This is a genomic window from Labrys wisconsinensis (assembly GCF_030814995.1).
Lineage (GTDB): Bacteria > Pseudomonadota > Alphaproteobacteria > Rhizobiales > Labraceae > Labrys > Labrys wisconsinensis.
The window spans coordinates 234805-259260 of the sequence record NZ_JAUSVX010000010.1 but is presented as its reverse complement, the minus strand read 5'-3'; the positions used below and the strand labels follow the sequence as shown (position 1 = coordinate 259260).

The following is a 24456-nucleotide window of genomic DNA, read 5'->3' as shown; positions in this document are numbered from 1 at the left end:
CGATTCCAGGCGGGGATGCGCCCCGCCGGAGACTTCAGGCATAGTTGTCGGGATAGGCGTGGTACTTGCCGACATCCACCCCTTCGAGCACGCCGAGCGCGTCGTGCGACAGCACGGCGGCCGAGCAATAGAGCGAGATGAGGTAGGAGGCGATCGCCTTGCGGTTGATGCCCATGAACCGCACCGACAGGCTCGGCTGCACTTCTCCCGGCACGCCGGGCTGGAACAGGCCGACCACGCCCTGCTTCTTCTCGCCGGTGCGCAGCAGCAGGATGTTGGAGAGGCCCTTGTCGTCGATCCGCAGCTTGTCGCTGGGCACCAGCGGCAGGCCGCGCCAGGTGAGGAAGGGCGAGCCGAACAGCGTCACGGTCGGCGGCGGCACGCCGCGGCGGGTGCATTCGCGGCCGAAGGCGGCGATGGCGCGGGGATGGGCGAGGAAGAAGGCGGGTTCCTTCCAGACCTTGGTGATCAGCTCGTCGAGGTCGTCGGGCGTCGGCGCGCCGGTGCGGGTGGCGATGCGCTGGGTCGCCGCGGCGTTGGACAGGAGCCCGTATTCGGCATTGTTGATCAGCTCGCCCTCCTGCTTCTCCTTGACCTTCTCGATCAGCAGCCGGAGCTGCTCCTGGATCTGGTCATAGGGGTGGCTGTAGAGGTCGGAGACGCGGGTCTGCACGTCGAGCACGGTGGTGACGGCGTTGAGCGAATATTCGCGCGGGGCCTCCTCGTAATCGACGAAGGTCTCCGGCAGGTCCGGATCCTGGTCGCGCCGCGGCGAGCACTCGACCTCGGCGTCGATCTCGCCGCCCGCCTCCTTGACGCGGTTGAGGCGGTAGATGCCCGCCTCGACAGGCGTCCAGGGCAGGAAGGAGACCAGCCAGCGCGGCGTGATGCCCGACCATTGCGCCCGGGTCTTGGTGGCGTTGGCGAGCTGCCTGGCAGCCGCTTCGTTCAAGGTCCTGCGGACGGCAGGTTCGTCGGTCATGGGCAGCTCCTGGTGGCGGCTCGGCCTGGGCAGTAAGTTTATTCTACTGGACTGTGTTTCCGTAGTTAAACTTTCTACAGATTACCAGTATAGTAGATCGTTATCGTCGTAATTCGAGACTCATTCTCTTAAATCGCTCCCTCGATCATAGCAAGTAGAAAGTAGAGCGGTGTTGCTGGCGGCTCCGTCTTCATTGCCGTTTTGGCAACGGCTCCGCCACGCCCCGCCCGAATCTGCCAGAGGCCGCTGCCGTCGCTGCGCGACCATAGCCATATTCATGTTTATATTGTCTATAAAATTAATTGACTTTAGACGATCGCCATGGTCGCTTTTGCCGATCCGGGGCGATCGTGCCATGGTGGAGAGGCCGGCGCCCTCTCTCGTCGGCATGCCCTCGCCCGGGATGCGGTCCGTCGGCCCAGCAGGGCCGGCCGTCCGCGCCGGCTTCGTGCCCGTGCCCCGCGCACGCCGAGGCCGCCCGGATTCAATCAGGAGAGTGTCATGGTCCGATCGTTCAAATCCTGGGGTGCGGCGCTGGCGCTGACCCTCCTGGCCGGCACGGCGCAGGCCGCCGATGCCGTGGTGGTGTCCTCGAAGATCGACACCGAGGGCAACCTGCTCGGCAACGTCATCGCCCAGGTGCTGCAGTCGCACGGCATCGCCGTGACCAACAAGATCGGCCTCGGCACCACGCCGATCGTCCGCAAGGCCCTGATCGCGGGCGAGATCGACATCTATCCCGACTATACCGGCAATGCCGGCTTCTTCTTCAACAAGGCGGACGATCCCTTGTGGAAGAACGCCGAGAAGGGCTACGAGGCGGCCAAGACGCTCGACTACGACGCCAACAAGATCGTCTGGCTGACGCCCTCGCCCGCCAACAACACCTGGGCGATCGGGCTGGTCGGCACGGTGGCCGACACCAACCATCTCAAGACGCTCAGCGATTTTGGCAAATACGTCTCGGGCGGCGGCCAGGTGAAGCTCGCCGCCTCGGCCGAGTTCGTCAACAGCGCCGCAGCGCTGCCGGCGTTCCAGACGACCTACGGCTTCGCGCTGAAGCCCGACCAGCTCCTGGTGCTGTCGGGCGGCGATACCTCCGCCACCATCAAGGCGGCGGCCGAGCAGACCGACGGCGTCAACGCCGCCATGGTCTACGGCACGGATGGCGGCATCTCCGCCGCCGGCCTGGTGGTGCTCGACGACGACAAGGGCGTGCAGCCGGTCTATGCGCCGGCGCCGCTGATCCGCGAGGCGGTGCTCAAGGCCCATCCCGAGATCGCCGAGCTCCTGAAGCCGGTCTTCGCAGCCCTGGACCTCAAGACCCTGCAGGCGCTCAACGGCCGCATCCAGGTCAACGGCGAGGCGGCCAAGGACGTGGCGGCCGACTTCCTCAAGTCCAAGGGCTTGGTGAAATAGCCGCGGCCGCGGGGGCGAGCGCCGCCATGGCGGAGATCGGAGAGTCCCTGGCGGCGGCCGAGCCGGCGCGCGTCCCGGCCGCCGGGACGCTGCTGTCTCGCCTCGACAAGGTCGGCGCCGTCATCGCGATCCTGGCCGCCGCGGGGCTCGTCCTCGAGCCCTTCGCCACCGTCAAGGCCAACCGCATCGTCTCCGGCAGGGGCGTCGGGCTGTTCGAGGCCCTGCCGCCGGCGGTGGCCGCCGCCGGGCTCGCCGTCCTCGTCGCCGGCCTGCTCGTGGCGCTGCGGCGCGGGCGGCCCGGCATCCGCCTCGCCGCCGGGGCGATCGCGCTGGCGACGCTCGGCGTGCTGATCGGCCTGGTTCCCGGCCATCTCGTGCCGCCGGGCAACGCGTTGGCGCGGGTCTCGCCCGCGGCCGGCTTCTGGGTGCTGGGCTTCGCCTTCGCCATCCTCGTCACCGACGCCATCGCCAAGCTGGCGTTGGGCCCCGCGGCGCGGCTGGCGGTGCTGGCCGCGGCCGCCGCCGGGCTCGCCGTCCTTCTCGGCTCCGGCCTTTGGGACGGGCTCTCCGTGATGCGCGAATATGCCTCCCATGCCGACAGCTTCTGGCAGGAGGGCGGGCGCCACGTGGCGCTCGCCTTCGGCTCGCTCGTCGCGGCGGTGGCGGTGGGCCTGCCGCTCGGCATCGCCTGCCACCGCTCGCCGAGCCTGCGCGGGGTGACGCTGCCGGTGCTCAACATCATCCAGACCATCCCCAGCATCGCCATGTACGGGCTGATGATGGTGCCGCTCGGCCTGCTCGCCGCCAGCGTGCCGCTCGCCGCCGATCTCGGCATCCGCGGCATCGGCACCGCCCCGGCGCTGATCGCCCTGTTCCTCTATTCGCTGCTGCCCGTCGTCGCCAATGTCGTCGTCGGCCTGGGGCAGACGCCGCCCGAGGTGGTCGAGGCGGCCGAGGGCATGGGCATGACCGGCCGCCAGCGCCTGCTCGGCGTCGAGCTGCCGCTCGCCTTGCCGGTGATCCTCACCGGCATCCGCATCGTGCTGGTGCAGAATATCGGCCTGGTGACGATCGCGGCGCTGATCGGCGGCGGCGGCTTCGGCACCTTCGTGTTCCAGGGCATCGGCCAGGCCGCCACCGACCTGGTGCTGCTCGGCGCCGTGCCGACCATCGCGCTCGCCTTCACGGCGGCGATCATCCTCGACGCCCTGATCGAGATCCTGAGAGGACACCGCCCATGATCGAGGTCGAGCATGTCAGCCGCCGCTTCGGCAAGGCCGTGGCCGTCGACGACGTGTCGCTCACCGTCGGGCGCGGCTCGATCACCGTGCTGGTCGGCACCTCCGGCAGCGGCAAGTCGACGCTGCTGCGCATGATCAACCGGCTGATAGAGCCCAGCAGCGGCACCGTGCGCATCGACGGGCGCGACACGGCGACCGTGCCGGGCGAGACGCTGCGGCGCGGCATCGGCTATGCCATCCAGGGCCACGGCCTGTTCCCGCACTGGACCGTGGCGCGCAACATCGCCACCGTGCCCACCCTGCTCGGCTGGGACAAGGCGCGCGTCGACCGGCGCGTCGAGGAATTGCTGGCGCTGTTCGAGCTCGACCCGGCCACCTACGGCCCGAAATTCCCGCACCAGCTCTCCGGCGGCCAGCAGCAGCGTGTCGGCGTGGCGCGGGCGCTGGCGGCCGAGCCGGCGGTGCTGCTGATGGACGAGCCCTTCGGCGCCCTCGACCCGCTCATCCGCGCCAAGGCCCAGCAGGACCTCCTGGCGATCCAGCGCCGCCTCGGCGTCACCGTCGTGCTCGTCACCCACGACATCGAGGAGGCGATCCAGCTCGGCGACCATATCGCCGTCATGGACGGCGGCCGGCTCAAGCAATATGCGCCGCCGGCCGAGATCCTGGCGCGGCCGGCTCCGGGCTATGTCGAGCGCCTGGTTGGCGGCGGCGATCGGCCGTTCCGCCTCCTGTCGCTGGCCAAGGTCGGCGAGGCGGCCGAGTCCGGCACGGCCGAGGGCACGCCGATCGCCGAGACGGCGAGCCTGCGCGACGCCCTGTCAGACCTGCTCTGGCGCGGGGTGGAGAGCCTGCCGGTCGCCGGCGCCGACGGCGCGCCGCGCCGGATCACCCTGCCGGCGATCCTCAAGCGGGCGGGGCAGGCGGCATGAGGCTCGTTCCCCTTCTGGCGCGCGCCGCGGCCCTCGCCCTGCTGCTCGCCTTCCTGCTCGACCCCAATCTTTTCGAGCCGCTGCTGCGGCCGCTCACCGAGAACGGGGCGCCGGCGATCTACAACCAGGGCAGCCTGCTCGACCTGACCCTGGCGCATCTTGCGCTGGTGGCCGGCGCCAGCCTCGCCGCGGCGGTGCTGGCGCTCGCCATGGGCATCTTCGTCACCCGCGAGGCCGGGGCGGAGTTCCTGCCGCTGTCGCGCAGCATCGTCAATATCGGCCAGACCTTCCCGCCGGTGGCGGTGCTGGCCCTGGCCGTGCCGGCCGTCGGCTTCGGCATCAAGCCGACGCTGATCGCCCTGGTGCTCTACGGCCTGCTGCCGATCTTCGAGAACACCATCACCGGTCTTAAGGAAGTGCCGGCCGCGGCGGTCGAGGCGGCGCGCGGCATGGGCATGGGCGCGGCCCGCCGGCTGTTCGCGGTGGAGCTGCCGCTGGCCCTGCCGGTGATCCTCGCCGGCATCCGCCTCTCCGTGGTGATCAATCTCGGCACGGCCACCATCGGCTCCACGGTGGCGGCCAAGGGGCTCGGCGAGGTGATCATCGCCGGGCTGCAGACCTCCAACACCGCCTTCGTGCTGCAGGGTGGCATCATCGTCGGCCTCATGGCGGTGCTGGTCTACGACGCCCTCGGCGCGGTCGAGCGCCGGGCCGCCCGCCGTGCCGGCCGCGCCACGGAGGCGCAGGCGTAGGGCGGGAGCCTGCTCACTCCTGGTTGAAATGGATCGGGATGGTGATGCTGAGCTTGCTGTCGGGAATGCCGGCCGGCGGCGGCGGGAACGGCGCGGCCTCGCGCACCATGCTCAGCGCCTCCTGGTCCAGCGCCGTGTTGGCCGCGCTCGCGGCGAGCTGGCTGCCGAGCAGGGCGCCGCTGCGGCTGATGCGGAAGCGCACCACCGCCGTGCCTTCGGCGCCCGCGGCATGGGCCGCGAGCGGATAGCGCTTGTGCTGGAGGATGCGGCTGCGCAGCGCCGAGACGTAGGCGTTGACGTTGGTCGCGGCGCCGGCGGCGGCCTTGCCGCCGACGCGCGCGGTCTCGCCGGCCGAGGCCTCGGCGGCCAGGGCAGCGGGCGCCTCCTTCCGGGCGCGCTCGCCGGCGGCGCGGCGGGGCGGCGCCGCCGCCTCCTGACGGACCGGCTGGCGCGGCGCGGGCTTTTCGACACGGGCCGGCCGCGGCTCGGGCTTCTCCACCCGGTGCACCGGCCTGGCCTCGACCGCCGGTGCCGGCGGGGCGGTCCGCGGGCTCGGCGGCGGCACGGACACCGCAACCTGCGGCGCAGGCGCCGGAACGGCGGCCGGCGTGTCCGCCGGTGGGGGGTGCGAGGCCTCTGCCGGCGGCGGCACCGGCGGGGCGACGGTCGGGGCGTCCTCCTGTGGAGAGAGCGGGGGCGGGGCTTCCATCGCCGGCCGGCTGTCGGGAACGGCGGCGGCCGGCGCGGGCGCCGGCGCTTCGGTGGGACGAGCCGCGGCAGGAGGAGGCACGGGGGCTGCGGCCTGCGCCGGTTGCGGCGGCGTCTCCGGCGGAGGCGGCGAGACGGCGGTTTCGGTCTCGGGGATCACGGGTGCCGGTGTCAACGCCGCCATCGGCTGCGGCGGCGTCGGATCCGGCGGCCGGACCGGCTCGAGGCTGCCCGGGTCGGCCGGGACCGGCTCGACCGCCGTCGGGGCGCTGGCCGCCGAGACCTCGGACAGGGCCGGCGCCAGGTCGATGGTGATGCTGTCACGGCCGACCGGCGCCGGCGGGGGCGGAGCCGGCGCCACCCGGGCGAGGGCGACGAGCAGCAGCCCGTGCAGGGCGAGCGCAACGAGCGCGGCGGCGAGGCGCAGCCCGAGCCGGTGCGGCGCCGGCGCGAGGGCGCCGCGATCCGGGCCCGCCGGGGCGACCGCGCCGGTCACGGCCCCGGCGCCTCCGCCAGCAGCGACACCCTGGAGAAGCCGGCCGTGCTGATGCGCCCGAGCACGTTCATCACCCGGTCATAGCGCACCGACCGGTCGGCGCGCAGGAAGATCAGGCGATCCCGGTCGCCGCCGGTCGCCTCGGCGAGGCGGCGGCCGATGTCGTCGTCGGCCACGGGATCGTTGCGCAGGAAGACCGATTGCGAGGCGTCGAGGCTGAGCACGATCGGCTGCTGCACGCTGCCGAGCCTGGCAGCCGCGGTCTTCGGCAGCTTCAGCGGCACGCCGACGGTCATCAGCGGCGCCGTCACCATGAAGATCACCAGGAGCACCAGCATGACGTCGACCATCGGCGTGACGTTGATCTCGGCCATGGCGCGGTAGCCGGCGCCGTCATCCGCCTCGGCGCGGTCGAGGGAGGGGCGGGCGGCCATCAGTCGACCATCCCCGCGGCCGCCCCGGGCCGCTCGCGCGCGAAGCGCTCGGCAAGCTCGGCGATGCCGGTGCCGAAGCGCTTGCCGCTGCGGTCGAGCTCCGTGACGAAATGGTTGTAGGCCAAGACCGCCGGGATGGCGGCGAACAGGCCGAGCGCCGTCGCCGACAGCGCCTCGGCGATGCCTGGCGCCACCACGGCCAGGCTGGTGTCCTGGCTCGCCGCGATGGAGGAGAAGCTGCGCATGATGCCCCAGACCGTGCCGAACAGGCCGATGAAGGGCGTCACCGAGCCGACGCTGGCGAGGAAGGGCAGGCCCCATTCGAGCTCGCGCAGCTGGGCGTTGAGGCTGAGGCGCATCGAGCGCTCGATGCGCTCGCGCCGCTCGGCCCGGGCCTCGTCCGTGTCCTGGTCGCGCCAGGCGGCGAGGCCCGCCTCGGCCACCGTCTTGGCGGTGCCGGCGAGCGCAGGCCGGCCGGCTTGCACCCCGCGGCGCCAGGCGTCGAAGGCGCCGAGCCGGCGGCGCAGCTGCAGCATGCGCCAGGATTTTTCCAGGATCACCGTCCAGCACCCGACCGAGGCCAGGACCAGGAGCACCATCACGCCCTTGACGATGGGGTCGGCGTCGAGGAAGGGGGTGAGAAGACCGGTCGGCATGCTCTCCTCATGGGTTGGCGCCCCCGCGCTCCCGCGTCACGATCGCCGCGCCGCGGCCTTCCTCAGCGCGAGAAGTCCACGTCGGTCCGGGTGCCGAGGCCGAGCCGCGCGGCGCAGTCCGCCACCGGCGCCCCTGCGGCCTGGCAGGCCAGCACGTCGTTGAGCAGCAGGCTGCCGAGCTTGTCGCAGGGCAGGCCGACGTCGAACAGGCGCACCGAGGTCTTGCCCACCGGCGAGGGGCCGAGCTCGAGCGCCAGGCGCCTGGCGACGATGCCCTGCCGGTCGAAGGCGAACACATCGATCTTGAGCGTGTCCAGCGCCGGGCCGCCGGTGTTGCGGACGACGAAATAGGCGCGGCAGCTGTCGCCCTGCGGCTCGACCTTGTTGAGCTCGATCGTGACGTCGGCGGGCGCCGCGACGGCCGGCCCGGCGGCGAGACCGGCGAGGACCAGCCAGGGCCATGTGCGGGCGAGGCGGGAGAGCGGCCGCATCAGAACGTCGCCTCCACGCCGCCATAGACCGCGAAGGGCTGCGCTGGGGTGACCGAGCGCGGGTCGGTCAGGCCGAGGAAGGCGATATCGTCGGTGGAGAAGAAGGTGCCGTAGGTGGCGTAATGGCGGTCGAACAGGTTGTTGATCATGCCGAACACCTTGAAATGATCCGTCACCTGATACGAGGAATAGATGTTGGCGACGGCATAGCCGCCGAGCTTCTTGTTCTGGTTGGAATCGTCGCCGACGAAATATTGGCCGCTGGCGGCGACGACATTGCCACCCACCGTCCATTCCGGCGTGATCTTGTATTCCGCGCCGATCTTGAACTGGTTCGCCGGGATGGCCGGCAGGCGGTCGCCCGGGTGCACCTGGATGTTGCCGTCGTCGTCCGCGGCCGGGTTGTTGGGCGAGGCGAGCGTCACGGCGCTGCGATAGGTGGCGTCGACATAGGCATAGTTGGCGTAGAGCATCCAGCGGTCGAGGCCGTACTGGGCCGAGACCTCGGCGCCCTGGCGCCGGGTGTCGCCGACATTGGCGTAGTAGCCGCGCCCGGTGATCACGCTCGGGATGTTGACGATGTCGTCGCTGTTGTCGGTGCGGTAGAGGCCGGCGCTCCACTTGAGCTGGCCGCCCCACAATTCGTTCTTGCCGCGGAGGCCTGCTTCGTAGGTGCGCGACACCACCTGCTTCAGCGAGGGGTCCGACACCAGGAAGCCTTCCAGCAGGCAGGGATGCGCCGGATCGGCGCAGCCGAGCTCCAGCGGCGTCGGGGCGCGGTTGGCCTCCGAATAGCCGGCATAGGCGGTGATGTCGGGCGTGATCTTGAAGGTGAGGCCGCCGAGCGGGTTGAAGCGCTGGTAGGTGTGGCTGCCGTCGAGGGAGTCGCCGAGCTGGTCCTGCAGGTCGACATGGCTGTAATTGTAACGCCCGCCGGCCGTCACCGACAGGCGCGAGGTCAGGTCCAGCGTGTCGATGGCGTAGAGGCCGAAGGTGTTGCTCTCGGTCTTCAGGTCCACCGGCGAGATGCCGCCCGGGACGTCGGTGTGGTAGATGATGCCGGTGCCGATCACCGACAGGTCCGGCGGCATGATGCCGAGCTCGCTGTCGGCGCGGAAGTCGACATTGCCGTGGTCGACGGCGGCGCCGATGGTGAAATGGTTGGGGAAGCCGAACAGCGGGTCGGTGTTGGTGAACTGCAGCGAGCCGCCTTCGGTGTTGGCCTTGGTCCAGGTCCGGTCGAGCGAGGCGGGGGTGTTGCCGTTCAGCACGCTCGCCGGGATCGGGTTGCCCTTGGCGTCCCGCAGCACCAGCTGCGAGGCCGGGGTCCCCGCCGGGAAGTCGTCGGCGCTGAGGCAGATGAAGCCGGACAGGGAGGAGGGGCAATTGTCCGGCGAAGCGTCGGTGTCGTTGCCGTCGACATGGGCCTGCTCGAAATGGCGGAAGTAGAGGTCGGCCTGCACGGTCCAGGTCGGCGAGAGCTCGACCTTGCCGTTGAAATCGAGCATGAACAGCTTGTTGGTGGTGGTCTGGGGCGAGGTGTAGACGCTGCCATAGCGCTGGTCGAGCATCTGCACCGGCGTCGGGCCGACCACGCCCAGGCTGTTGTCGGCGGCGGTGGCGTTGAGGTGGAACTCGGCGCCGTCGACCTTATAGCCGAGGTCGGCATAGGCCCGCTTCAGCTCCGAGGGCGAGAAGTCGCGCCAGCCGTCGTCGTGCAGGCCGTCGATGGCGACGTAGAGGCCCCAGGGGCCGATCTGCTTGCCATATTGCATCGAGCCCTGGATCCGGCCGTTGGAGCCGCCCATCAGCTTCACGTCGAGGCCCTGGAAGGTGAAGCCGTTCTTCATGGTCAGGTTGAGCGCCCCGCCGAGGGCGTTGAGGCCGAAGGCGGGGTTGTTGGTCCACAGGTCCGCCCGGTCGATCGCCTCCTCGGGGATCAGGTCCCAGTTGACGGTGTCGCCGAAGGTTTCGTTGATGCGCACGCCGTTCTGGTAGATGGCGAGGCCCTGCGAGGTGCCCTGCAGGGGCGAAGCGTCGAAGCCGCGGAAATAGAGGTCGGACAGGAAGCCGTTGCCCTGGACATCGGACAGGGTGACACCCGGCAGGCGCTGGAACAGGGCCTCGGTGCTCGCCGCCGAGCCGGTCTTGGCGAAATCGTCGGCCGACAGCGTCTGGACCTCGGCCGGCACCTTGTCGCGGGCGATGGCGCCGCCGGTCGGCGCGGTGTCGATCACGTCGATGCCGGGCAGCACCAGGCCGCCGGCGTCGGGCGGTGCATCCTGCGCCCGGGCCGGAGCGAGCAGGGCGGCATTCACGATGGCAACGGACGACAGCAACAAGAAATGGCGCAGCATCTCTTGCCCTCCCACGCGATATCCCCGCGGCGCTTCTTGCCTTTTCGGCCTTATCAGTATTCGCCGTCGGTTTGATTGTATGTAGGTCGTACAATCGACTGATAGGATCGCGATAATCAACAAATAAAAACGGATCGTTGCATAATTATTTTCTTATGAAATTATGCAACTATTATTCTTATTATGAATTATTATAAGGTTGATCGGAGCGCCGCTGGTAATCTCGGCGCGCGATGCTGTCCCGGACGAGCCTTCGAACGGAAGGGGCGGTATCAGGGCATGAGGCGGGCAGCGCCGGGGTCGGAGCGCGCCGCGCCGGGGGGCCGGCCGATCACCCGCTTGAAGGCGCGGCTGAAGGCGGCCTGGGAGCCGTAGCCGAGGCGGTGCGCCGCCGCGTCGATCGGCATGCGGTCGCGCCCGATCCATTGCGCGGCGAGGCGCATGCGCAGCTCGGTGAGGTAGCGCAGCGGCGTCATGCCGGTCACGGCCAGGAAGCGCTCGGCGAACACCGAGCGCGAGCTGCCCATCGCGGCCGCGAGCTCGGAGAGGGTCCAGTCCCGGCCGGGGTCGTGATGCAGCGCGGCGATGACGCGGCCGAGGCGCGGGTCGCGCAGGGCCGCCACCCAGCCGCTGGCATCGCCGCAGCCGCACTCGACCCAGCCCCGGACGATGAAGGCGGAGATGACGTCGGCGAGCCGGGCCAGGATGCCGGCAAAGCCCGCCCGCTCGCTGCGCGCCTCGCGCTCCATCGCCTCCAGCATCGGCAGGATCTCGGGATAGCGGTCCAGCAGCGTGCCGACGAACATCACCCCGGGCATCAGCGCCACCAGGGCGTGCATGGTGCCGAGGTCGAACTCCATGCAGCCGCTGAACACCAGGGCGCCGGTCTCGGGACAATCGCCGTCGCAGGCCGCGATGGCGCCGACATTGCGGCAGAGCGGCGCCGTCTCGAAAGCGGCGAGGTCGCGGCCGGGCAGATCGGGCCCGGAGACGAGGTCGTGCGCGCCGCCGCGTGGCAGCAGCACGGCGTCGCCCGCCGCCATGGCATGCAGCGTGCCGTCGGGCTCGCGCAGGAACACCGGGCCGCGGGCGACGAAATGGAACTGCGCCCGCCCCTCCACCGTGCCGAAGCGGATGCCGAAGGGCGGGCTGATCTGGATGCGGCGATAGTCGAGCCCGAACAGCCGCATGCCCATGAGCAGCTCGCTCACGAGATCGGCCGGCGGGCGGGCCCCCGCCATCGGGCGAGTTTCGGACTTTCGATCAAGCATTCCGGATTTGATGGCATGGTCCGTCCGAAATGTCCATCCTACCTTTGCTGCAACGCAAAATGCACATGCGAAAGGACGTTCGATGAACCAGGCGTTGACAGGGGAGGCGGGCGCGCGGGCGGCGCCCGCGTGGGGTGCCGTGGTCTCGATGACGCTCGGCGTCTTCGGGCTGGTGACGGCGGAGTTCCTGCCGGCCAGCCTGCTGACGCCGATGGCGGCGGATCTGCGCATCAGCGAGGGCACGGCCGGCCAGGCGGTCACGGCGACCGCGATCGTCGGCATGGTGACGAGCCTCCTGATCTCCGCCGCGACGCGCCGCGTCGACCGGCGGCTGGTGCTGCTCGGCTTCTCGGTGCTGCTGATCGTCTCGAACCTCATCGTCGCCTTCGCGCCCGGCCTGCCGCTGCTGCTCCTCGGGCGCGTGCTGCTCGGCATGGCCATCGGCGGCTTCTGGACCATGTCCGCCGCCGTGGCGATGCGCCTGGTGCCGGAGGCGCTGGTGCCGCGCGCCCTCTCCATGATCTTCAGCGGCGTCTCCGCCGCCACCATCCTGGCCGCGCCGGTCGGCAGCTATCTCGGCGCGATCATCGGCTGGCGCAGCGTCTTCCTGATCGCGGCGGCGCTCGGCCTCGTCGTGCTCGCCGCCCAGCTCGCGACGCTGCCGCGGATGGCGCCGAGCGGCTCGACGCGCCTGCGCACCCTCGTCGACGTGCTGGCGCGTCCCGGCATCGGCCTCGGCATGCTGGCGGCGCTCTTGGTGTTCACCGGGCACTTCGCCGTCTTCACCTATATCAGGCCCTTCCTCGAGACGGTGACGGGCGTCGGCATCAACGCGCTCTCGGGCATCCTGCTCGGCTTCGGCATCGCCAATCTCGTCGGCACGATGCTGGCCGGACTGCTGCTCGAGCGCAGCCTCAGGCTGACGCTGGTCGCCATGCCGCTGCTGATGAGCCTGCTCGGCCTCGGCCTCCTCGCCCTCGGCGGCGTGCCGGTCGCGGCCACCGCGATGGTCGCGCTGTGGGGCCTGGCCTTCGGCGCCGTGCCGGTGGCCTGGTCGACCTGGCTGACCCGCACCGTGCCGGACCAGGCCGAGAGCGCCGGCGGCCTGCTGGTCGCCGCGGTGCAGCTCGCCATCACGCTCGGCGCGGCCGTGGGCGGGGCGATCTTCGACGCGAGCGGCGCCACGGGGGTCTTCGCCGCGAGCACGCTGGTCCTCCTCCTGGCGGTGCTGACCATCCTCGGCGGGGTGCGGCTGCGCCCGGTCGCGGTGGCGGCCTGAGCCGAGCACGTAGCAGGGCGGCCGCCGGCTCCAAGCCTGGCGGCCGCTCTATTTATGCTATAAATCAAAGGAATTCTGCCAGCGTGAAATTCCGATCTCGTCGAGTTCTGGGGAGTTGCGTGAAAGACGACGGCCGCGTATGACTGCATTCATACGATAAATAGGTCGCTTTGACGCGAGGAACGCCCGTCTTGAAAATCACCGGCATCAGCACCCGCGTGGTCAACGCGGAGATGCGCAACTGGGTGTTCGTCAAGGTCGAGACGGACGAGCCCGGCCTGTTCGGCTGGGGCGAGGCGACGCTGGAGTGGAAGACGCGCGCCGTGGTCGGCGCGATCGAGGATCTCACGCCGCTCGTCATCGGCCGCGACCCGCGCGACATCGAGCAGGCGGTGCGGGTGATGAAGAAGCACTCGTTCTGGCGGCTCGGCGCCATCGGCATGAGCGCCATCTCCGGCATCGAGATCGCGCTCTGGGACATCTATGGCAAGCATCTCGGCCTGCCGGTCTGGCGCCTGCTCGGCGGCAAGGTGCGCGACAAGGTGCGCGTCTACACCCATCTCGGCCTCGGCGACATGCGCGCGGTCTACGAGACCCTCGACGCGGCGCCGCTGGTGGAGCGCGCCCATGCGGTGGTCGAGAAGGGCTACCGCGCCTTCAAGGCAGTGTTCATCCCCTACACCCATTTCCACGCGCCGCTGCCGGAGGTCGACAAGGTGGCGGGCATGATGGAGGCGCTGCGCGCCGCGGTCGGGCCCGGCATCGAGATCATGGTCGACTTTCACGGCCGGCCTGCCTCGGCCGGGGCGGCGCTGGCCTATGTCGAGGCGCTCGCCCCGGGGCGGCCGATGTTCGTGGAGGAGCTGCTGCCGCCGGGCGAGACCGCCGGCCTCGCTGCCATCGCAGCCAAGACCAGCGTGCCGATCGCCGCCGGCGAGCGCCTGGTCGACCGGCTGGAGTTCGACGAGCTGCTGCGGGCGCGCGCGGTCGACATCGCCCAGCCCGACATCTGCCATTGCGGCGGCCTGCTCGAGGCCAAGAAGATCGCGGCCATGGCCGAGACCGTCTCGGTCGGCGTCGCGCCGCACAACCCGCTCGGGCCGATCGCCGGGGTGGCGGCGCTGCATTTCGCGGTGTCGACGCCCAACCATGTCATCCAGGAGGAGATGGTCGGCGCCGTGCCCTGGTATTTCGAGGTGGTGCAGGGCCCGATCCGCATGATCGACGGCTTCTGGCAGGTGCCGGAGGCGCCGGGCCTCGGGATCACCGTCGACGAGGCGGCCTGCGCCGCCCACCCGTTCCAGCCGGAAGTGCTGCACACCACCAACGCCGTCCTCGACGACGGCACCATCGTCGACTGGTGAGGCCATGACCGGGCGCCTCAAAGGCAAGACCGCGATCGTCACCGGCGCCGGGCAGGGCATCGGCGCGGCGACGGCCGAGGCTTTCGCGCGGGAGGGGGCGACCGTGGTGATCGCCGAGCGCAATGCCGAAACCGGCGCCGTCGTGGCGCGCGCCATCGAGGCCGCCGGCGGGCGGGCGCAGTTCGTCGAGACCGACGTCACCGACCGCACCTCGGTGGAGGCCATGGCGGCGCGGACGCTCGCCGCTTATGGCAGCATCGACATCCTGGTCAACAATGCCGGCATCAACGTCTTTCACGAGCCCCTGGAGACCAGCGAGGAGGAATGGCGGCGCTGCTTCGCCGTCGACCTCGAGGGCGTCTGGACCGTGACGCGGGCGGTGCTGCCGTCGATGCGGTCGCGAAAGAACGGCGCGGTGGTCAACATCGCCTCCTCGCATTCCTTCAGCATCATCCCGCACACCTTCCCCTATCCCGTGGCCAAGCACGGGCTGCTCGGGCTGACGCGTTCGCTCGGCATCGAATATGCGGCCGAGGGCATCCGCGTGAACGCCATCGCGCCCGGCTATATCGAGACGCCGATCGCGGTCGCCTACTGGAACACCTTTCCCGACCCTGAGGCCGAGCGCCGGCGCGCCTATGATCTGCATCCGCCCAAGCGCATCGGCCGGCCGGAGGAGGTGGCGATGACCGCCGTCTTCCTCGCCTCCGACGAGGCTCCGTTCATCAACGCCGCCTGCATCGTCATCGATGGCGGGCGGTCCGTCCTCTACCACGAGTAGGGGCGACGCCATCCGGGGCAAGGCCCCGCAACCGACTTGCGGCACGCCGAACGTGCCCAAGCAAAAGGATCGAGAGGGATCCGGGAGGAGACGACATGCAGCGCATCGTGAAGGCACTGGCCGTGGCGGGCATCGCCCTGCAGGCCCTGGCGGCGCCGGCCTTTGCCGCCGACGTCAAGATCGGCTTCGTGGTCAAGCAGCCCGAGGAGCCGTGGTTCCAGGACGAATGGAAGTTCGCCGAGATCGCGGCCAAGGAAAAGGGCTTCACCCTGGTCAAGATCGGCGCCGAGGACGGCGAGAAGGTGATGGCGGCCATCGACAATCTCGGCGCCCAGGGGGTGCAGGGCTTCATCGTCTGCACGCCGGACGTCAAGCTCGGCCCGGCGATCGTCGCCAAGTCGGCCGCCAACAACCTGAAGCTGATGACGGTCGACGACCAGCTGGTCGACGGCTCGGGCGCGCCGCTCGCCGACGTGCCGCATATGGGCATCTCCGCCACCAAGATCGGCGAGCAGGTCGGCCAGGCGATCATCGACGAGGCCAAGCATCGCGGCTGGGACTTGAAGGACGTCGGCGCCATCCGCGTCTCCTACGACCAGCTGCCGACGGCCAAGGACCGGGTCGAGGGCGCGATCGCGGTGCTGACCAAGAACGGCTTCCCCGCCGCCAACATCTATGACGCGCCGCAGGCCAAGACCGACACCGAGGCGGCGCTCAACGCCGCGACCACGGTCATCAACGCCCATTCCGGCGTGAAGCACTGGGTCGCCTTCGGCCTCAACGACGAGGCGGCGCTCGGCGCGGTGCGCGCCACCGAGAGCGTCGGCATCAAGCCGGAGGACGTGATCGCGGTCGGCATCGGCGGGGCGGACTCGGCCATCAACGAGTTCAAGAAGGGCCAGCCCACCGGCTTCTTCGCCACGGTGATCATCTCGCCCAAGCGCCACGGCTACGAGACCTCGCTCAACATGTATGACTGGATCGGCGGCAAGGAGCCGCCCAAGCTGGTCCAGACCGCCGGGGAACTGGCCAAGCGCGACGATTACCAGACGGTGCGCAAGGGCCTGGGGCTGGAGTGAGGCGTCCATCGGCACGACGCCAGCCATTCCCCCTCCCCCTTGTGGGGAGGGGTGAGGGGTGGGGGTCGTGCGGAATAGGGTGGGCGGGTCGTTGAAGGGCGCCTTCCGACGTACGCGGCGCCTTTTCCTGATGGACCCCCACCCCTCACCCCTCCCCACAAGGGGGAGGGGGATTGCTGGCGTCGCGCCTGCAGCATCATTCCACCGGCTCATCAATCCCCCCATGACCCCCTTCCTCCGCTTCGACGGCATCTCCAAGGGCTTTCCCGGCGTGCAGGCGCTGTCGGGCGTCAGCTTCGGCGTGCCGGAGGGGCATGTGCACGGCCTGCTCGGCGAGAACGGCGCCGGCAAGTCGACGCTGATCAAGATCCTCGGCGGCGATATCCGGCCCGATGCCGGCGCGCTGCATCTGGGGACGCGCGATGGGCGCTTTGCCTCGGTGCACGAGGCGATGACATCAGGGGTGGCGGTCGTGCACCAGGAGCTGCAGCTCGTGCCCGAGCTCAGCGTCGGCGAGAACCTGACGCTCGGGCGCTTCCCGAACCGCGGCGGCATCGTGTCCTTCAGGGCGCTGCACCAGGCCGCGGCGGCGGCGATCGCCGAGGTCGGCGGCGGCATCGACACCCGCACCAAGGTGGCGCGGCTCTCGATCGGCCAGCGCCAGATGGTCGAGATCGCCAAGGCGATCATGGCCGAAGCCAAGGTGATCGCCCTGGACGAGCCGACCTCCTCACTGTCGGCCGCCGAGAGCGAGGTGCTGTTCCGCCTGATCGACAAGCTGCGCCGCGCCGGCAAGGTGATCCTCTATGTCTCGCACCGGCTCGACGAGGTCTTCCGCCTGTGCGACGGCGCCACCGTGCTGCGCGACGGGCGCCTCGCCGCCCATTTCGAGACCATGGCCGGCGTCAGCCGCGATCAGATCGTGCGCCAGATGGTCGGGCGCGAGATCCGCGACATCTGGGGCTGGCGCGGCCGGCCCGCCGGGGCGGTCCGGCTCGAGGTCAGGGACATCGCCGGCGCCAGGCTGAAGGCGCCGGCGGGCTTCTCGCTGCGCGCCGGCGAGATCCTCGGCTTCTTCGGCCTGGTCGGCGCCGGGCGCAGCGAGCTCTTCCGCCTCGTCTACGGCGCCGACGCCGCGAGCGCCGGCACGGTGCGCATCGACGGCGCGCCGCTCGCCCCGCGTCCGCGCGGCGCGATCGAGATCGGCCTCGTCATGTGCCCGGAGGACCGCAAGGCCGAAGGCATCGTCCAGGGCCGCTCGGTGGGCGAGAACATCGTCATCGCCGCCCGCCGCCATTTCTCGCCGCTCGGCGTGATCCGCCCCGCCCGCGAGGCGGCGGTGGCGGACGACTTCATCAAGCGCCTCCGGGTGCGCACGCCCTCGCGCCGGCAGGACATCGTCAACCTCTCCGGCGGCAACCAGCAGAAGACCATCCTGGCGCGCTGGCTGGCCGAGCCCGCCCTCAAGGTGCTGCTGGTCGACGAGCCGACGCGCGGCATCGACGTCGGCGCCAAAGCTGAGATCTACGCCATCCTCTACGACCTCGCCGAGAAGGGCCTGGCCGTCGGTGTCGTCTCCAGCGAGCTGCCGGAGGTGATGGGCATCTGCGACCGCATCCTGGTCATGCGCGAGGGGCGGATCGCCGCCGAGTTCCGCCGCGACCAGTTCGACGAACACGCCATTCTGGCCGCCGCCCTGCCGGTGCACGCCGAGGAAGCCGTTTCATGAATTCGCTGCGCCGCCTGGTCCTGGGCGACCAGGGCCTCGTCATCCTGTTCGTCATCGCCTTCGCGCTGGTGGCGCTGCTCGTGCCGAACTTCTTCACCCAGCGCAACATGCTGGGCCTCCTGCAGTCGGTGGTGACGATCGGCATCGTCGCCGGCAGCATGATGCTGTGCCTGGCCTCGCGCGACTTCGACCTCTCGGTCGGCTCGACGGTGGCCTTCGCCGGCATGATGGCGGTGATGGGCTCCAACTGGGCGGGGCACATCCTGGCCGGCCTGGTGCTGGCGCTGGCGGCCGGCGTCGTCGTCGGCGTGATCAACGGCGTGGTCATCGCCAAGCTGCGCATCAACGCCCTGATCACCACCCTCGCCACCATGCAGATCGTGCGCGGCCTGGCGCTGATCGTCTCGGACGGGCGCGCCGTCGGCGTCAACGACGCCGGCTTCTACGCCATCGCCCTGACGCCGTTCCTCGGCATCCCGGCGCCGGTCTGGGTGATGATCATCTGCCTTGCCGCCTTCGGCTTCATCCTCAACCGCACCGTGTTCGGCCGCAACGTGCTGGCGATCGGCGGCAACCCCGATGCCTCGCGCCTCGCCGGCGTGGAAGTGTCGCGCACCCGCATCTGGATCTTCGCCGTCCAGGGCCTGATGTGCGCCGTCGCCGGCATCCTGCTCGCCTCGCGCATCACCTCCGGCCAGCCCAACGCGGCGACGGGCCTGGAGCTCTCGGTCATCTCCGCCTGCGTGCTCGGCGGCGTGTCGCTCGCCGGCGGCCGCGCCACCATCTCCGGCGTGGTGGTCGGCGTGCTGATCCTCGGCATCGCCGAGAACGCCATGAACCTGCTCAACATCCAGGCGTTCTACCAATATCTCGTGCGCGGCCTGATCCTGCTGCTCGCCGTGCTGCTCGACAATGTCCGCAGCCAGGCGCTCAGGCGGACGTGAGGGGGAGATGAGAAGGGCTGGGCGAGACGCAGGTCGTGTCGATATGCGCGCGACGCCCGCGTCTTCCCTCCCCCTTGCGGGGAGGGATAAAGGGTGGGGGTCCCACAGGACGGAGCTCGACGGCTACCCCCCCCACCCCGTACCCCTCCCCGCAAGGGGGAGGGGATCGGCAAGCGTCGCGTCTCGCTCAGTCTCGCCCGAGCGGCCTACCCCATGACCCGCGACCTCGACGCGCTGCTCCTGCCCATGCTCGCCGTCCAGGCCGACGGCGGCAAGGTGCATGACAGCGTGGTGCGCACCATCGGCGCCTGGGTGCTGGGCGGGCGCTATGCGCCGGGCGAGACGCTGCCGCGCGAGGAGGACCTGGTCGCGGCGCTGGGCGTCAGCCGCACCTCGGTGCGCGAGGCGGTCAAGGTGCTCTCGGCCAAGGGCCTGGTGGAGACGCGGCCGCGCATCGGCGCCCGGATCCGCCCGCGCGAGCACTGGCGCCTGCTCGACCCGGCGGTGCTGTCCTGGCATCCCAACCTCACCCGCGACGTCGAGCTCGTCACCAGCCTGGTCGAGGCGCGGCGGATCATCGAGCCGGCGGCGGCCGAGCTTGCGGCCCGGCGGGGCACCGCCGCCGACCTGGCGGTGATCGAGGACGCCTATCTCGCCATGGAGCGCTCGATCCCCGACGACCTCGCCGCCTGCTGCGAGGCGGACCTCGCCTTCCACCGCGGCGTCATCGCCGCCAGCCACAACATCGTGCTCAACGGCCTGATCGGCACCATGGAGACGGCGCTGAAGGCGGCGCTGCTGCTCACCAACAGCCTGATGGAGAGCCAGTCGCGGACGCTGTCGCTGCACAAGGACGTGATGGAGTGCATCCGCTTCCGCGACACCGCGGGGGCGCGGGCGGCGATGAACCGGGTGCTCGACCAGGCCGCCCACGACGTCGGACGGATGTAGACGCATCGCCCCCTTCACAATCGCGAATGTGAGGCCGGCGGCACGCTTGACCGGCAACTGACATGCTAGTTAACTGACGGCCCAGGCTGCCGTCTCGTCACGCGGCGGAACAATCAAAAGCAAGACCGTCTCAACCCTGCTTTCCCGGGAGGAAACCATGCGCATCACGCCATCCATCCAAGCGCTGCTAACCGCCGCGGCGCTGGCCGCCCTGCCGCTCGCCGGCGCGCAGGCCGGCGACACCAAGGACATGAAGATCGCCCTGTCCAACAATTATGCCGGGAACTCCTGGCGCCAGGCGATGCTGAAGAGCTGGGACAAGGTGACCAAGCAGGCGGTGGCCGACGGCATCGTCGCCGAGGCGCCGGCCTTCACCACCTCGGAGAACCAGGCGACCGAGCAGGCCGCGCAGATCCAGACCATGATCCTGCAGGGCTACAATGCCATCGTCATCAACGCCGCCTCGCCCACCGCCGTCAACGGCGCGGTGAAGCAGGCCTGCGACGCCGGCATCGTCGTCGTCTCCTTCGACGGCATCGTCACCGAGCCCTGCGCCTACCGCATCGCGGTCGACTTCAAGAAGCTCGGCTCCATGCAGATCGATTATCTCAAGAGCCGCGGCATCAAGGGCAACCTGCTCGAGATCCGCGGCATTGCCGGCGTCTTCGTCGACGACGAGATCCACGCGGGCATCACCACGGCCGTCGCCGCCGATGCCGACTTCAAGATCGTCGGCTCCGTGCACGGCAACTGGACGCAGACCGTCGCCCAGAAGGAGGTCGCCGGCATCCTGCCGACGCTGCCCGAGGTCGCGGCGGTGGTGACGCAGGGCGGCGACGGCTTCGGCGCGGCGCAGGCCTTCAAGTCGGCGGGCCGCGCCGTGCCGACCATCTTCTTCGGCAACCGCGAGGACGAGCTGACCTACTGGAAGGAGCAGAAGGACGCCAACGGCTACCAGAGCATGTCGGCCTCGATCGCGCCCGGCGCCGGCACCTTCGCCTTCTGGGTGGCGCAGCAGATCCTGGCCGGCGCCAAGCCGCCGCAGGACATGACGCTGCCGATCCTGGTGGTGACGCAGGACTCCCTGGAGGACGACCTGAAGCGCACCGACAAGGGCAGCGTCACCAACAAGGAATATTCGCAGAAGGAAGTCATCGACTTCCTCGCCAAGGCGAAGTGAAGCGCCCGACGTGAGCCTCGCCACCGTCCCGGTCCAGGCAGCCACGGCCGTCGCGCTGACGGGCGTGGCCAAGAGCTTCGGCGCGGTGCGTGCGCTCTCGCCGGTCGATTTCACGCTGCGGGCCGGGGAATGCCTCGGCCTTGTCGGCCATAACGGCGCCGGCAAGTCCACCCTGATGAACCTCCTCGCCGGGGTGCTGCAGCCCGACGAGGGGGTGTTCACGCTCCACGGCGAAGCGATCGGCGGCGCCTACGACGTGCGCAGCGCCCACCGGTTCGGGGTGCGTTGCGTGTTCCAGGAACTGTCGCTCTGCCCCAACCTGTCGATCGCCGAGAACACCCGGATCGCCCACCCCTCGATCCGGGGCCTGGGCTGGCGGCGCGCAGCGGCGCGGCTGGTCGGAGCCAAGCTCGACGAGATCTTCCCGGGCCATGGCCTCGCCATGGACACCCCGGTCGGCAATCTGCCGATCGGCCAGCGCCAGATGGTCGAGATCGCCCGCGCCTTCACCGAGACCCGGGACAAGGCCCTCGTCGTCATTCTCGACGAGCCCACCTCCTCGCTCGACGCCACCGCGGCGAGCCAGCTCGTCTCCTTCGTCCGCCGCTTCGTCGCCGGCGAGCGCAGCGCCGTCGTCATCTCCCACAAGATCGACGAGGTCCTGGCGGCGACCGACCGGGTCCTGGTGATGCGCGACGGGCGCATCGTCGCCGACCGGCCGACCGGGGCCTTCTCGCGCGAGACGATCGTCGCCGCCATGGGCCATGCTGCGGAGCAGCGGGTCGCCGCGGCCGCCGCCGGCGCGCGCTCCGGGCCCGCGGTCGTCACGGTGGCGTCCGCCGACGCCGCCTCGCTGCCGCTCGCCGCCCACAAGGGCGAGATCATCGGCCTTGCCGGGCTCGCCGGCCACGGCCAGACCAGCCTGCTGCTCCGGGTCCACGAGGCGGCGCGGCGCCGGCGGCCCGGCATCGCCGTCCACAGCGCCGTGGCGCTGGTGGCCGGCGACCGGCAGGCCGACGGCGTGTTCCCGCTCTGGTCGATCGAGCGCAACATGAGCCCGCGCTGGCTGCGGCACCTGACCCGCCGCGGTCTCATCGACCTCGGCGCCGAGCGGGGCCGGGCCGAGGACTGGCGCAAGCGGCTCGCCCTTGTCTGCAAGTCGATCGAGAGCCCGATCCTGTCGCTGTCGGGCGGCAACCAGCAGAAGGCGCTGTTCGCCCGCGCCCTCGGCTCGCCCGCCGGGCTGGTGCTGATGGACGACCCGATGCGCGGCGTCGACGTCGGCACCAAGCAGGAGGTCTATCGCCTGATCCGCGGCGAGGCCGAGGGCGGCCGCACCTTCCTCTGGTACACCACGGAAATGGACGAGCTGTTCCACTGCGACCGCGTCTACGTGTTCCATGACGGGCGCATCGTCCGCGAGATCGCGGCCGCCGACCTGACAGAGGAACGGGTGGTGCAGGCCTCGTTCGAGCAGGCTCCCGCCGGGAGCGCGCCATGACGACGACGCGCCTGCGCCTCTCCTGGGCCCTGGAGGCCGCGCTGCCGGCGGTGGCGCTGATCGCCCTGTTCGCCGCCATCTTCTGGCAGCAGCCGCGGGCCATGTCCTATTTCGGCGTCAACCTGCTCCTGAACCTGGCCGTGCCGATCATCTTCGCCACCATCGCGCAGATGCTGATCATCGCGGTCAACGACCTCGACCTCTCGATCGGTCCCTTCGTGTCGCTGGTCGCCTGCATCGGCGCGACGCTGCTGCCGACCGCGCCGGTGCTCGGCGTCGCGGCGCTGGCGGCGGCGGTCGCCGGCTATGCGCTGATCGGCGCCCTGATCGAGTGGCGCAAGCTGCCCTCGATCGTGGTGACGCTCGGCCTCTCCTTCGCCTGGCTGGGCCTCGCCATCATGCTGCTGCCCACCCCCGGCGGCGCGGCGCCGGGCTGGCTCAAGGCGGCGATGCAGGTCAAGCCGCCCTTCGTGCCCCTGCCGATCTGGGTCGCCGCGGCGGCGGCCCTCGTCGCCTATCTCCTGGTGATGCGCTCGACCTTCGGCGTGCTGATCCGCGGCGCCGGCGGCAATGCCCGCTCGGTGCAGCGTGCCGGCTGGTCGCTGCTGCGCATCCGGGTCATCGTCTATGCGCTGGCGGGCTTGTTCGGCGTGGTCTCGGGCCTCAGCCTCCTCGGCCTCACCACCTCCGGCGATGCCAACATCGCATCGCGCTACACGCTGATCTCGATCGCCGCGGTGATCCTGGGCGGAGCCTCCTTCATCGGAGGCCGCGTCTCGCCGGTCGGCGCCGTGCTCGGCGCCATGACGCTGACGCTGGCCTCGTCCTTCCTCACCTTCCTGCGCATCTCGCCGGACTGGCAGATCGGCGCGCAGGGCCTGATCCTGATCCTGGTCCTGGCGCTGCGGGCGCTGATCCAGCAGGTGGCGAGGACCGCGTGATGCTGCGCACCGTCCTGGCCAAACCCTGGATCTGGTCGTTCCTGGCGGCGGTCGCCGCGTGGCTGGCGACGCTCGCGGTCTCCGGCGGCCAGGGCGGCGGCCAGATCCTGACCGCCGCCTTCTCCTTCTCCGCCTTCACCGTGCTGGTGTCGCTCGGCCAGATGCTGGTGATCACCACCGGGCCCGGCAATGTCGACCTGTCCATCCCCTCGGTCATCGCCCTCTCCAGCGCCGTCTCGATGCTGGTGATGAACGAGGATCCTGCCATGATCGTGCCGGGGCTGCTGGCCGCCGTGCTGGCGGGCCTGGCGGTCGGCGCCTGCAATTTCGGCCTGATCCGGCTGCTGCGCATCCCGCCGATCATCGCGACGCTGTCGTCCAGCCTGGTGGTGATGTCGATCGCCATCGTCAACGGCCGCGGCCTCAAGATCAAGCCGCCGCAGCTGTTCTCCGACCTGGTGACCGCCAAGCTCTTCGGCGTGCCGCTGCTCGCCGCCGTCGCCCTCATCGCCGCGGTCCTCGTCGCCCTGGCGCTCGAGCGCACCGTCTATGGCCGCTCGGTCGGGGCCGTCGGGCAGAACGACCGGGCGGCGCAGCTCGCCGGCTTCGACGTCGAGCGCACCCGCTTCATCACCTACGCGCTCTCCGGAGGCCTGGCGGGGCTGACCGGCGCCCTGATCGCCGGCTTCTCCGGCGGCAACTCGCTCGATCAGGGCGAGGAATACCTGCTGCTCACCATCGCCGTGGTGGTCATCGGCGGCACGTCGGTCGCTGGCGGCCGGGCGAGCGTGCCTGGGGTCTGGGGCGCGGCGCTGTTCATGTTCCTGGTGGTGACCATGCTGAACGCGGCCGGCGCCGATCCCGGCGTCCGCCTGCTGCTCACCGGCCTGATCATCATCGCCGTCATCACCCTCGCCGGCGGCGAAAAGACGATACGATAGACCTGCATTTCCGAAGCTCGGGGCAAC

At 70.4% G+C, this 24456-nt stretch carries 22 protein-coding genes; 15 read left to right on the top strand and 7 right to left on the bottom strand.

Annotation, left to right across the window (positions count from 1 at the left end):
• Positions 1-34: 34 nt before the first annotated feature.
• Positions 35-982, bottom strand: a complete 948-nt coding sequence (locus tag QO011_RS24890) for a family 2A encapsulin nanocompartment shell protein (protein ID WP_307277988.1) — start codon at positions 980-982, stop codon at positions 35-37.
• A 501-nt stretch (positions 983-1483) separates the two neighbouring features.
• On the opposite strand from QO011_RS24890, the gene osmF reads away from it, so the two are divergent.
• The 4 genes from osmF to QO011_RS24870 all read left to right on the top strand — a co-directional run bounded on the left by osmF (position 1484) and on the right by QO011_RS24870 (position 5326).
• Positions 1484-2401, top strand: coding sequence for a glycine betaine ABC transporter substrate-binding protein OsmF (osmF, locus tag QO011_RS24885; RefSeq protein WP_307277985.1), 918 nt, complete (start codon positions 1484-1486; stop codon positions 2399-2401).
• Positions 2402-2490: 89 nt separating this feature from the next.
• The gene (locus tag QO011_RS24880) at positions 2491-3642 is read left to right on the top strand and encodes an ABC transporter permease (RefSeq protein WP_307278196.1); all 1152 of its coding nucleotides are present in this window, start codon (positions 2491-2493) and stop codon (positions 3640-3642) included.
• Positions 3639-4574: an ABC transporter ATP-binding protein gene (locus QO011_RS24875; protein ID WP_307277982.1), complete on the top strand. Its 936-nt coding sequence runs from the start codon at positions 3639-3641 to the stop codon at positions 4572-4574. The genes QO011_RS24880 and QO011_RS24875 overlap by 4 nt, the downstream gene beginning before the upstream one ends.
• Positions 4571-5326: an ABC transporter permease gene (locus QO011_RS24870; RefSeq protein ID WP_307277978.1), complete on the top strand. Its 756-nt coding sequence runs from the start codon at positions 4571-4573 to the stop codon at positions 5324-5326. Before QO011_RS24875 ends, QO011_RS24870 begins: the two co-directional genes overlap by 4 nt.
• Before the next feature lie 13 nt (positions 5327-5339).
• Here QO011_RS24870 and QO011_RS24865 read toward each other — a convergent pair whose 3' ends face one another.
• The 6 genes from QO011_RS24865 to QO011_RS24840 all read right to left on the bottom strand — a co-directional run bounded on the left by QO011_RS24865 (position 5340) and on the right by QO011_RS24840 (position 11739).
• Positions 5340-6530 (bottom strand): energy transducer TonB family protein, encoded by a 1191-nt coding sequence (locus tag QO011_RS24865; RefSeq protein WP_307277976.1) that lies wholly within the window; start codon positions 6528-6530, stop codon positions 5340-5342.
• Entirely contained in the window at positions 6527-6964 is a 438-nt protein-coding gene (locus QO011_RS24860; RefSeq protein WP_307277974.1) for an ExbD/TolR family protein, read from the bottom strand. The genes QO011_RS24865 and QO011_RS24860 overlap by 4 nt, the downstream gene beginning before the upstream one ends.
• Positions 6964-7620 (bottom strand): MotA/TolQ/ExbB proton channel family protein, encoded by a 657-nt coding sequence (locus QO011_RS24855; RefSeq protein ID WP_307277972.1) that lies wholly within the window; start codon positions 7618-7620, stop codon positions 6964-6966. The genes QO011_RS24860 and QO011_RS24855 overlap by 1 nt, the downstream gene beginning before the upstream one ends.
• Before the next feature lie 62 nt (positions 7621-7682).
• A complete protein-coding gene (locus QO011_RS24850) occupies positions 7683-8111 on the bottom strand; it encodes a Tat pathway signal protein (RefSeq protein ID WP_307277969.1) in 429 nt (142 codons plus the stop codon).
• Positions 8111-10468 carry a TonB-dependent receptor gene (locus QO011_RS24845; RefSeq protein WP_307277967.1) on the bottom strand — a complete coding sequence of 786 codons (2358 nt, stop codon included), beginning with the start codon at positions 10466-10468 and terminating at the stop codon, positions 8111-8113. The genes QO011_RS24850 and QO011_RS24845 overlap by 1 nt, the downstream gene beginning before the upstream one ends.
• A gap of 272 nt (positions 10469-10740) precedes the next feature.
• Positions 10741-11739 carry an AraC family transcriptional regulator gene (locus QO011_RS24840; RefSeq protein WP_307277964.1) on the bottom strand — a complete coding sequence of 333 codons (999 nt, stop codon included), beginning with the start codon at positions 11737-11739 and terminating at the stop codon, positions 10741-10743.
• A gap of 82 nt (positions 11740-11821) precedes the next feature.
• Between QO011_RS24840 and QO011_RS24835 the strand changes: the two genes are divergently transcribed.
• The 11 genes from QO011_RS24835 to QO011_RS24785 all read left to right on the top strand — a co-directional run bounded on the left by QO011_RS24835 (position 11822) and on the right by QO011_RS24785 (position 24429).
• Positions 11822-13018, top strand: a complete 1197-nt coding sequence (locus QO011_RS24835; protein WP_307277963.1) for an MFS transporter — start codon at positions 11822-11824, stop codon at positions 13016-13018.
• A 191-nt stretch (positions 13019-13209) separates the two neighbouring features.
• Complete coding sequence (dgoD, locus tag QO011_RS24830; protein WP_307277961.1) at positions 13210-14382, top strand: galactonate dehydratase; 1173 nt, start codon at positions 13210-13212, stop codon at positions 14380-14382.
• 4 nt (positions 14383-14386) lie between these two features.
• Positions 14387-15163 carry an SDR family oxidoreductase gene (locus tag QO011_RS24825; protein WP_307277957.1) on the top strand — a complete coding sequence of 259 codons (777 nt, stop codon included), beginning with the start codon at positions 14387-14389 and terminating at the stop codon, positions 15161-15163.
• A 95-nt stretch (positions 15164-15258) separates the two neighbouring features.
• Complete coding sequence (locus QO011_RS24820) at positions 15259-16242, top strand: arabinose ABC transporter substrate-binding protein (protein WP_307277954.1); 984 nt, start codon at positions 15259-15261, stop codon at positions 16240-16242.
• Positions 16243-16465: 223 nt separating this feature from the next.
• Positions 16466-17971 (top strand): L-arabinose ABC transporter ATP-binding protein AraG, encoded by a 1506-nt coding sequence (gene araG, locus QO011_RS24815; protein ID WP_307277951.1) that lies wholly within the window; start codon positions 16466-16468, stop codon positions 17969-17971.
• Positions 17968-18915 carry an L-arabinose ABC transporter permease AraH gene (gene araH, locus QO011_RS24810; protein ID WP_307277948.1) on the top strand — a complete coding sequence of 316 codons (948 nt, stop codon included), beginning with the start codon at positions 17968-17970 and terminating at the stop codon, positions 18913-18915. The genes araG and araH overlap by 4 nt, the downstream gene beginning before the upstream one ends.
• Positions 18916-19128: 213 nt before the next feature.
• Positions 19129-19866, top strand: a complete 738-nt coding sequence (locus QO011_RS24805; protein ID WP_307277945.1) for a FadR/GntR family transcriptional regulator — start codon at positions 19129-19131, stop codon at positions 19864-19866.
• Positions 19867-20023: 157 nt separating this feature from the next.
• Complete coding sequence (locus QO011_RS24800) at positions 20024-21046, top strand: ABC transporter substrate-binding protein (protein ID WP_307277942.1); 1023 nt, start codon at positions 20024-20026, stop codon at positions 21044-21046.
• A 10-nt stretch (positions 21047-21056) separates the two neighbouring features.
• Positions 21057-22547: a sugar ABC transporter ATP-binding protein gene (locus QO011_RS24795; RefSeq protein WP_307277939.1), complete on the top strand. Its 1491-nt coding sequence runs from the start codon at positions 21057-21059 to the stop codon at positions 22545-22547.
• Positions 22544-23488 (top strand): ABC transporter permease, encoded by a 945-nt coding sequence (locus QO011_RS24790; RefSeq protein WP_307277937.1) that lies wholly within the window; start codon positions 22544-22546, stop codon positions 23486-23488. Before QO011_RS24795 ends, QO011_RS24790 begins: the two co-directional genes overlap by 4 nt.
• Entirely contained in the window at positions 23488-24429 is a 942-nt protein-coding gene (locus QO011_RS24785; RefSeq protein ID WP_307277934.1) for an ABC transporter permease, read from the top strand. Before QO011_RS24790 ends, QO011_RS24785 begins: the two co-directional genes overlap by 1 nt.
• Positions 24430-24456 lie beyond the last annotated feature (27 nt).

What these genes read in the sequence shown, in the direction of transcription:
- QO011_RS24890 (WP_307277988.1), bottom strand. Translation starts at nt 982, where the DNA reads ATGACCGACGAACCTGCCGTCCGCAGGACCTTGAACGAAGCGGCTGCC.
- osmF (WP_307277985.1), top strand. Translation starts at nt 1,484, where the DNA reads ATGGTCCGATCGTTCAAATCCTGGGGTGCGGCGCTGGCGCTGACCCTC.
- QO011_RS24875 (WP_307277982.1), top strand. Translation starts at nt 3,639, where the DNA reads ATGATCGAGGTCGAGCATGTCAGCCGCCGCTTCGGCAAGGCCGTGGCC.
- QO011_RS24870 (WP_307277978.1), top strand. Translation starts at nt 4,571, where the DNA reads ATGAGGCTCGTTCCCCTTCTGGCGCGCGCCGCGGCCCTCGCCCTGCTG.
- QO011_RS24860 (WP_307277974.1), bottom strand. Translation starts at nt 6,964, where the DNA reads ATGGCCGCCCGCCCCTCCCTCGACCGCGCCGAGGCGGATGACGGCGCC.
- QO011_RS24855 (WP_307277972.1), bottom strand. Translation starts at nt 7,620, where the DNA reads ATGCCGACCGGTCTTCTCACCCCCTTCCTCGACGCCGACCCCATCGTC.
- QO011_RS24850 (WP_307277969.1), bottom strand. Translation starts at nt 8,111, where the DNA reads ATGCGGCCGCTCTCCCGCCTCGCCCGCACATGGCCCTGGCTGGTCCTC.
- QO011_RS24845 (WP_307277967.1), bottom strand. Translation starts at nt 10,468, where the DNA reads ATGCTGCGCCATTTCTTGTTGCTGTCGTCCGTTGCCATCGTGAATGCC.
- QO011_RS24840 (WP_307277964.1), bottom strand. Translation starts at nt 11,739, where the DNA reads ATGCTTGATCGAAAGTCCGAAACTCGCCCGATGGCGGGGGCCCGCCCG.
- QO011_RS24835 (WP_307277963.1), top strand. Translation starts at nt 11,822, where the DNA reads ATGAACCAGGCGTTGACAGGGGAGGCGGGCGCGCGGGCGGCGCCCGCG.
- QO011_RS24825 (WP_307277957.1), top strand. Translation starts at nt 14,387, where the DNA reads ATGACCGGGCGCCTCAAAGGCAAGACCGCGATCGTCACCGGCGCCGGG.
- QO011_RS24820 (WP_307277954.1), top strand. Translation starts at nt 15,259, where the DNA reads ATGCAGCGCATCGTGAAGGCACTGGCCGTGGCGGGCATCGCCCTGCAG.
- araG (WP_307277951.1), top strand. Translation starts at nt 16,466, where the DNA reads ATGACCCCCTTCCTCCGCTTCGACGGCATCTCCAAGGGCTTTCCCGGC.
- araH (WP_307277948.1), top strand. Translation starts at nt 17,968, where the DNA reads ATGAATTCGCTGCGCCGCCTGGTCCTGGGCGACCAGGGCCTCGTCATC.
- QO011_RS24805 (WP_307277945.1), top strand. Translation starts at nt 19,129, where the DNA reads ATGACCCGCGACCTCGACGCGCTGCTCCTGCCCATGCTCGCCGTCCAG.
- QO011_RS24800 (WP_307277942.1), top strand. Translation starts at nt 20,024, where the DNA reads ATGCGCATCACGCCATCCATCCAAGCGCTGCTAACCGCCGCGGCGCTG.
- QO011_RS24790 (WP_307277937.1), top strand. Translation starts at nt 22,544, where the DNA reads ATGACGACGACGCGCCTGCGCCTCTCCTGGGCCCTGGAGGCCGCGCTG.
- QO011_RS24785 (WP_307277934.1), top strand. Translation starts at nt 23,488, where the DNA reads ATGCTGCGCACCGTCCTGGCCAAACCCTGGATCTGGTCGTTCCTGGCG.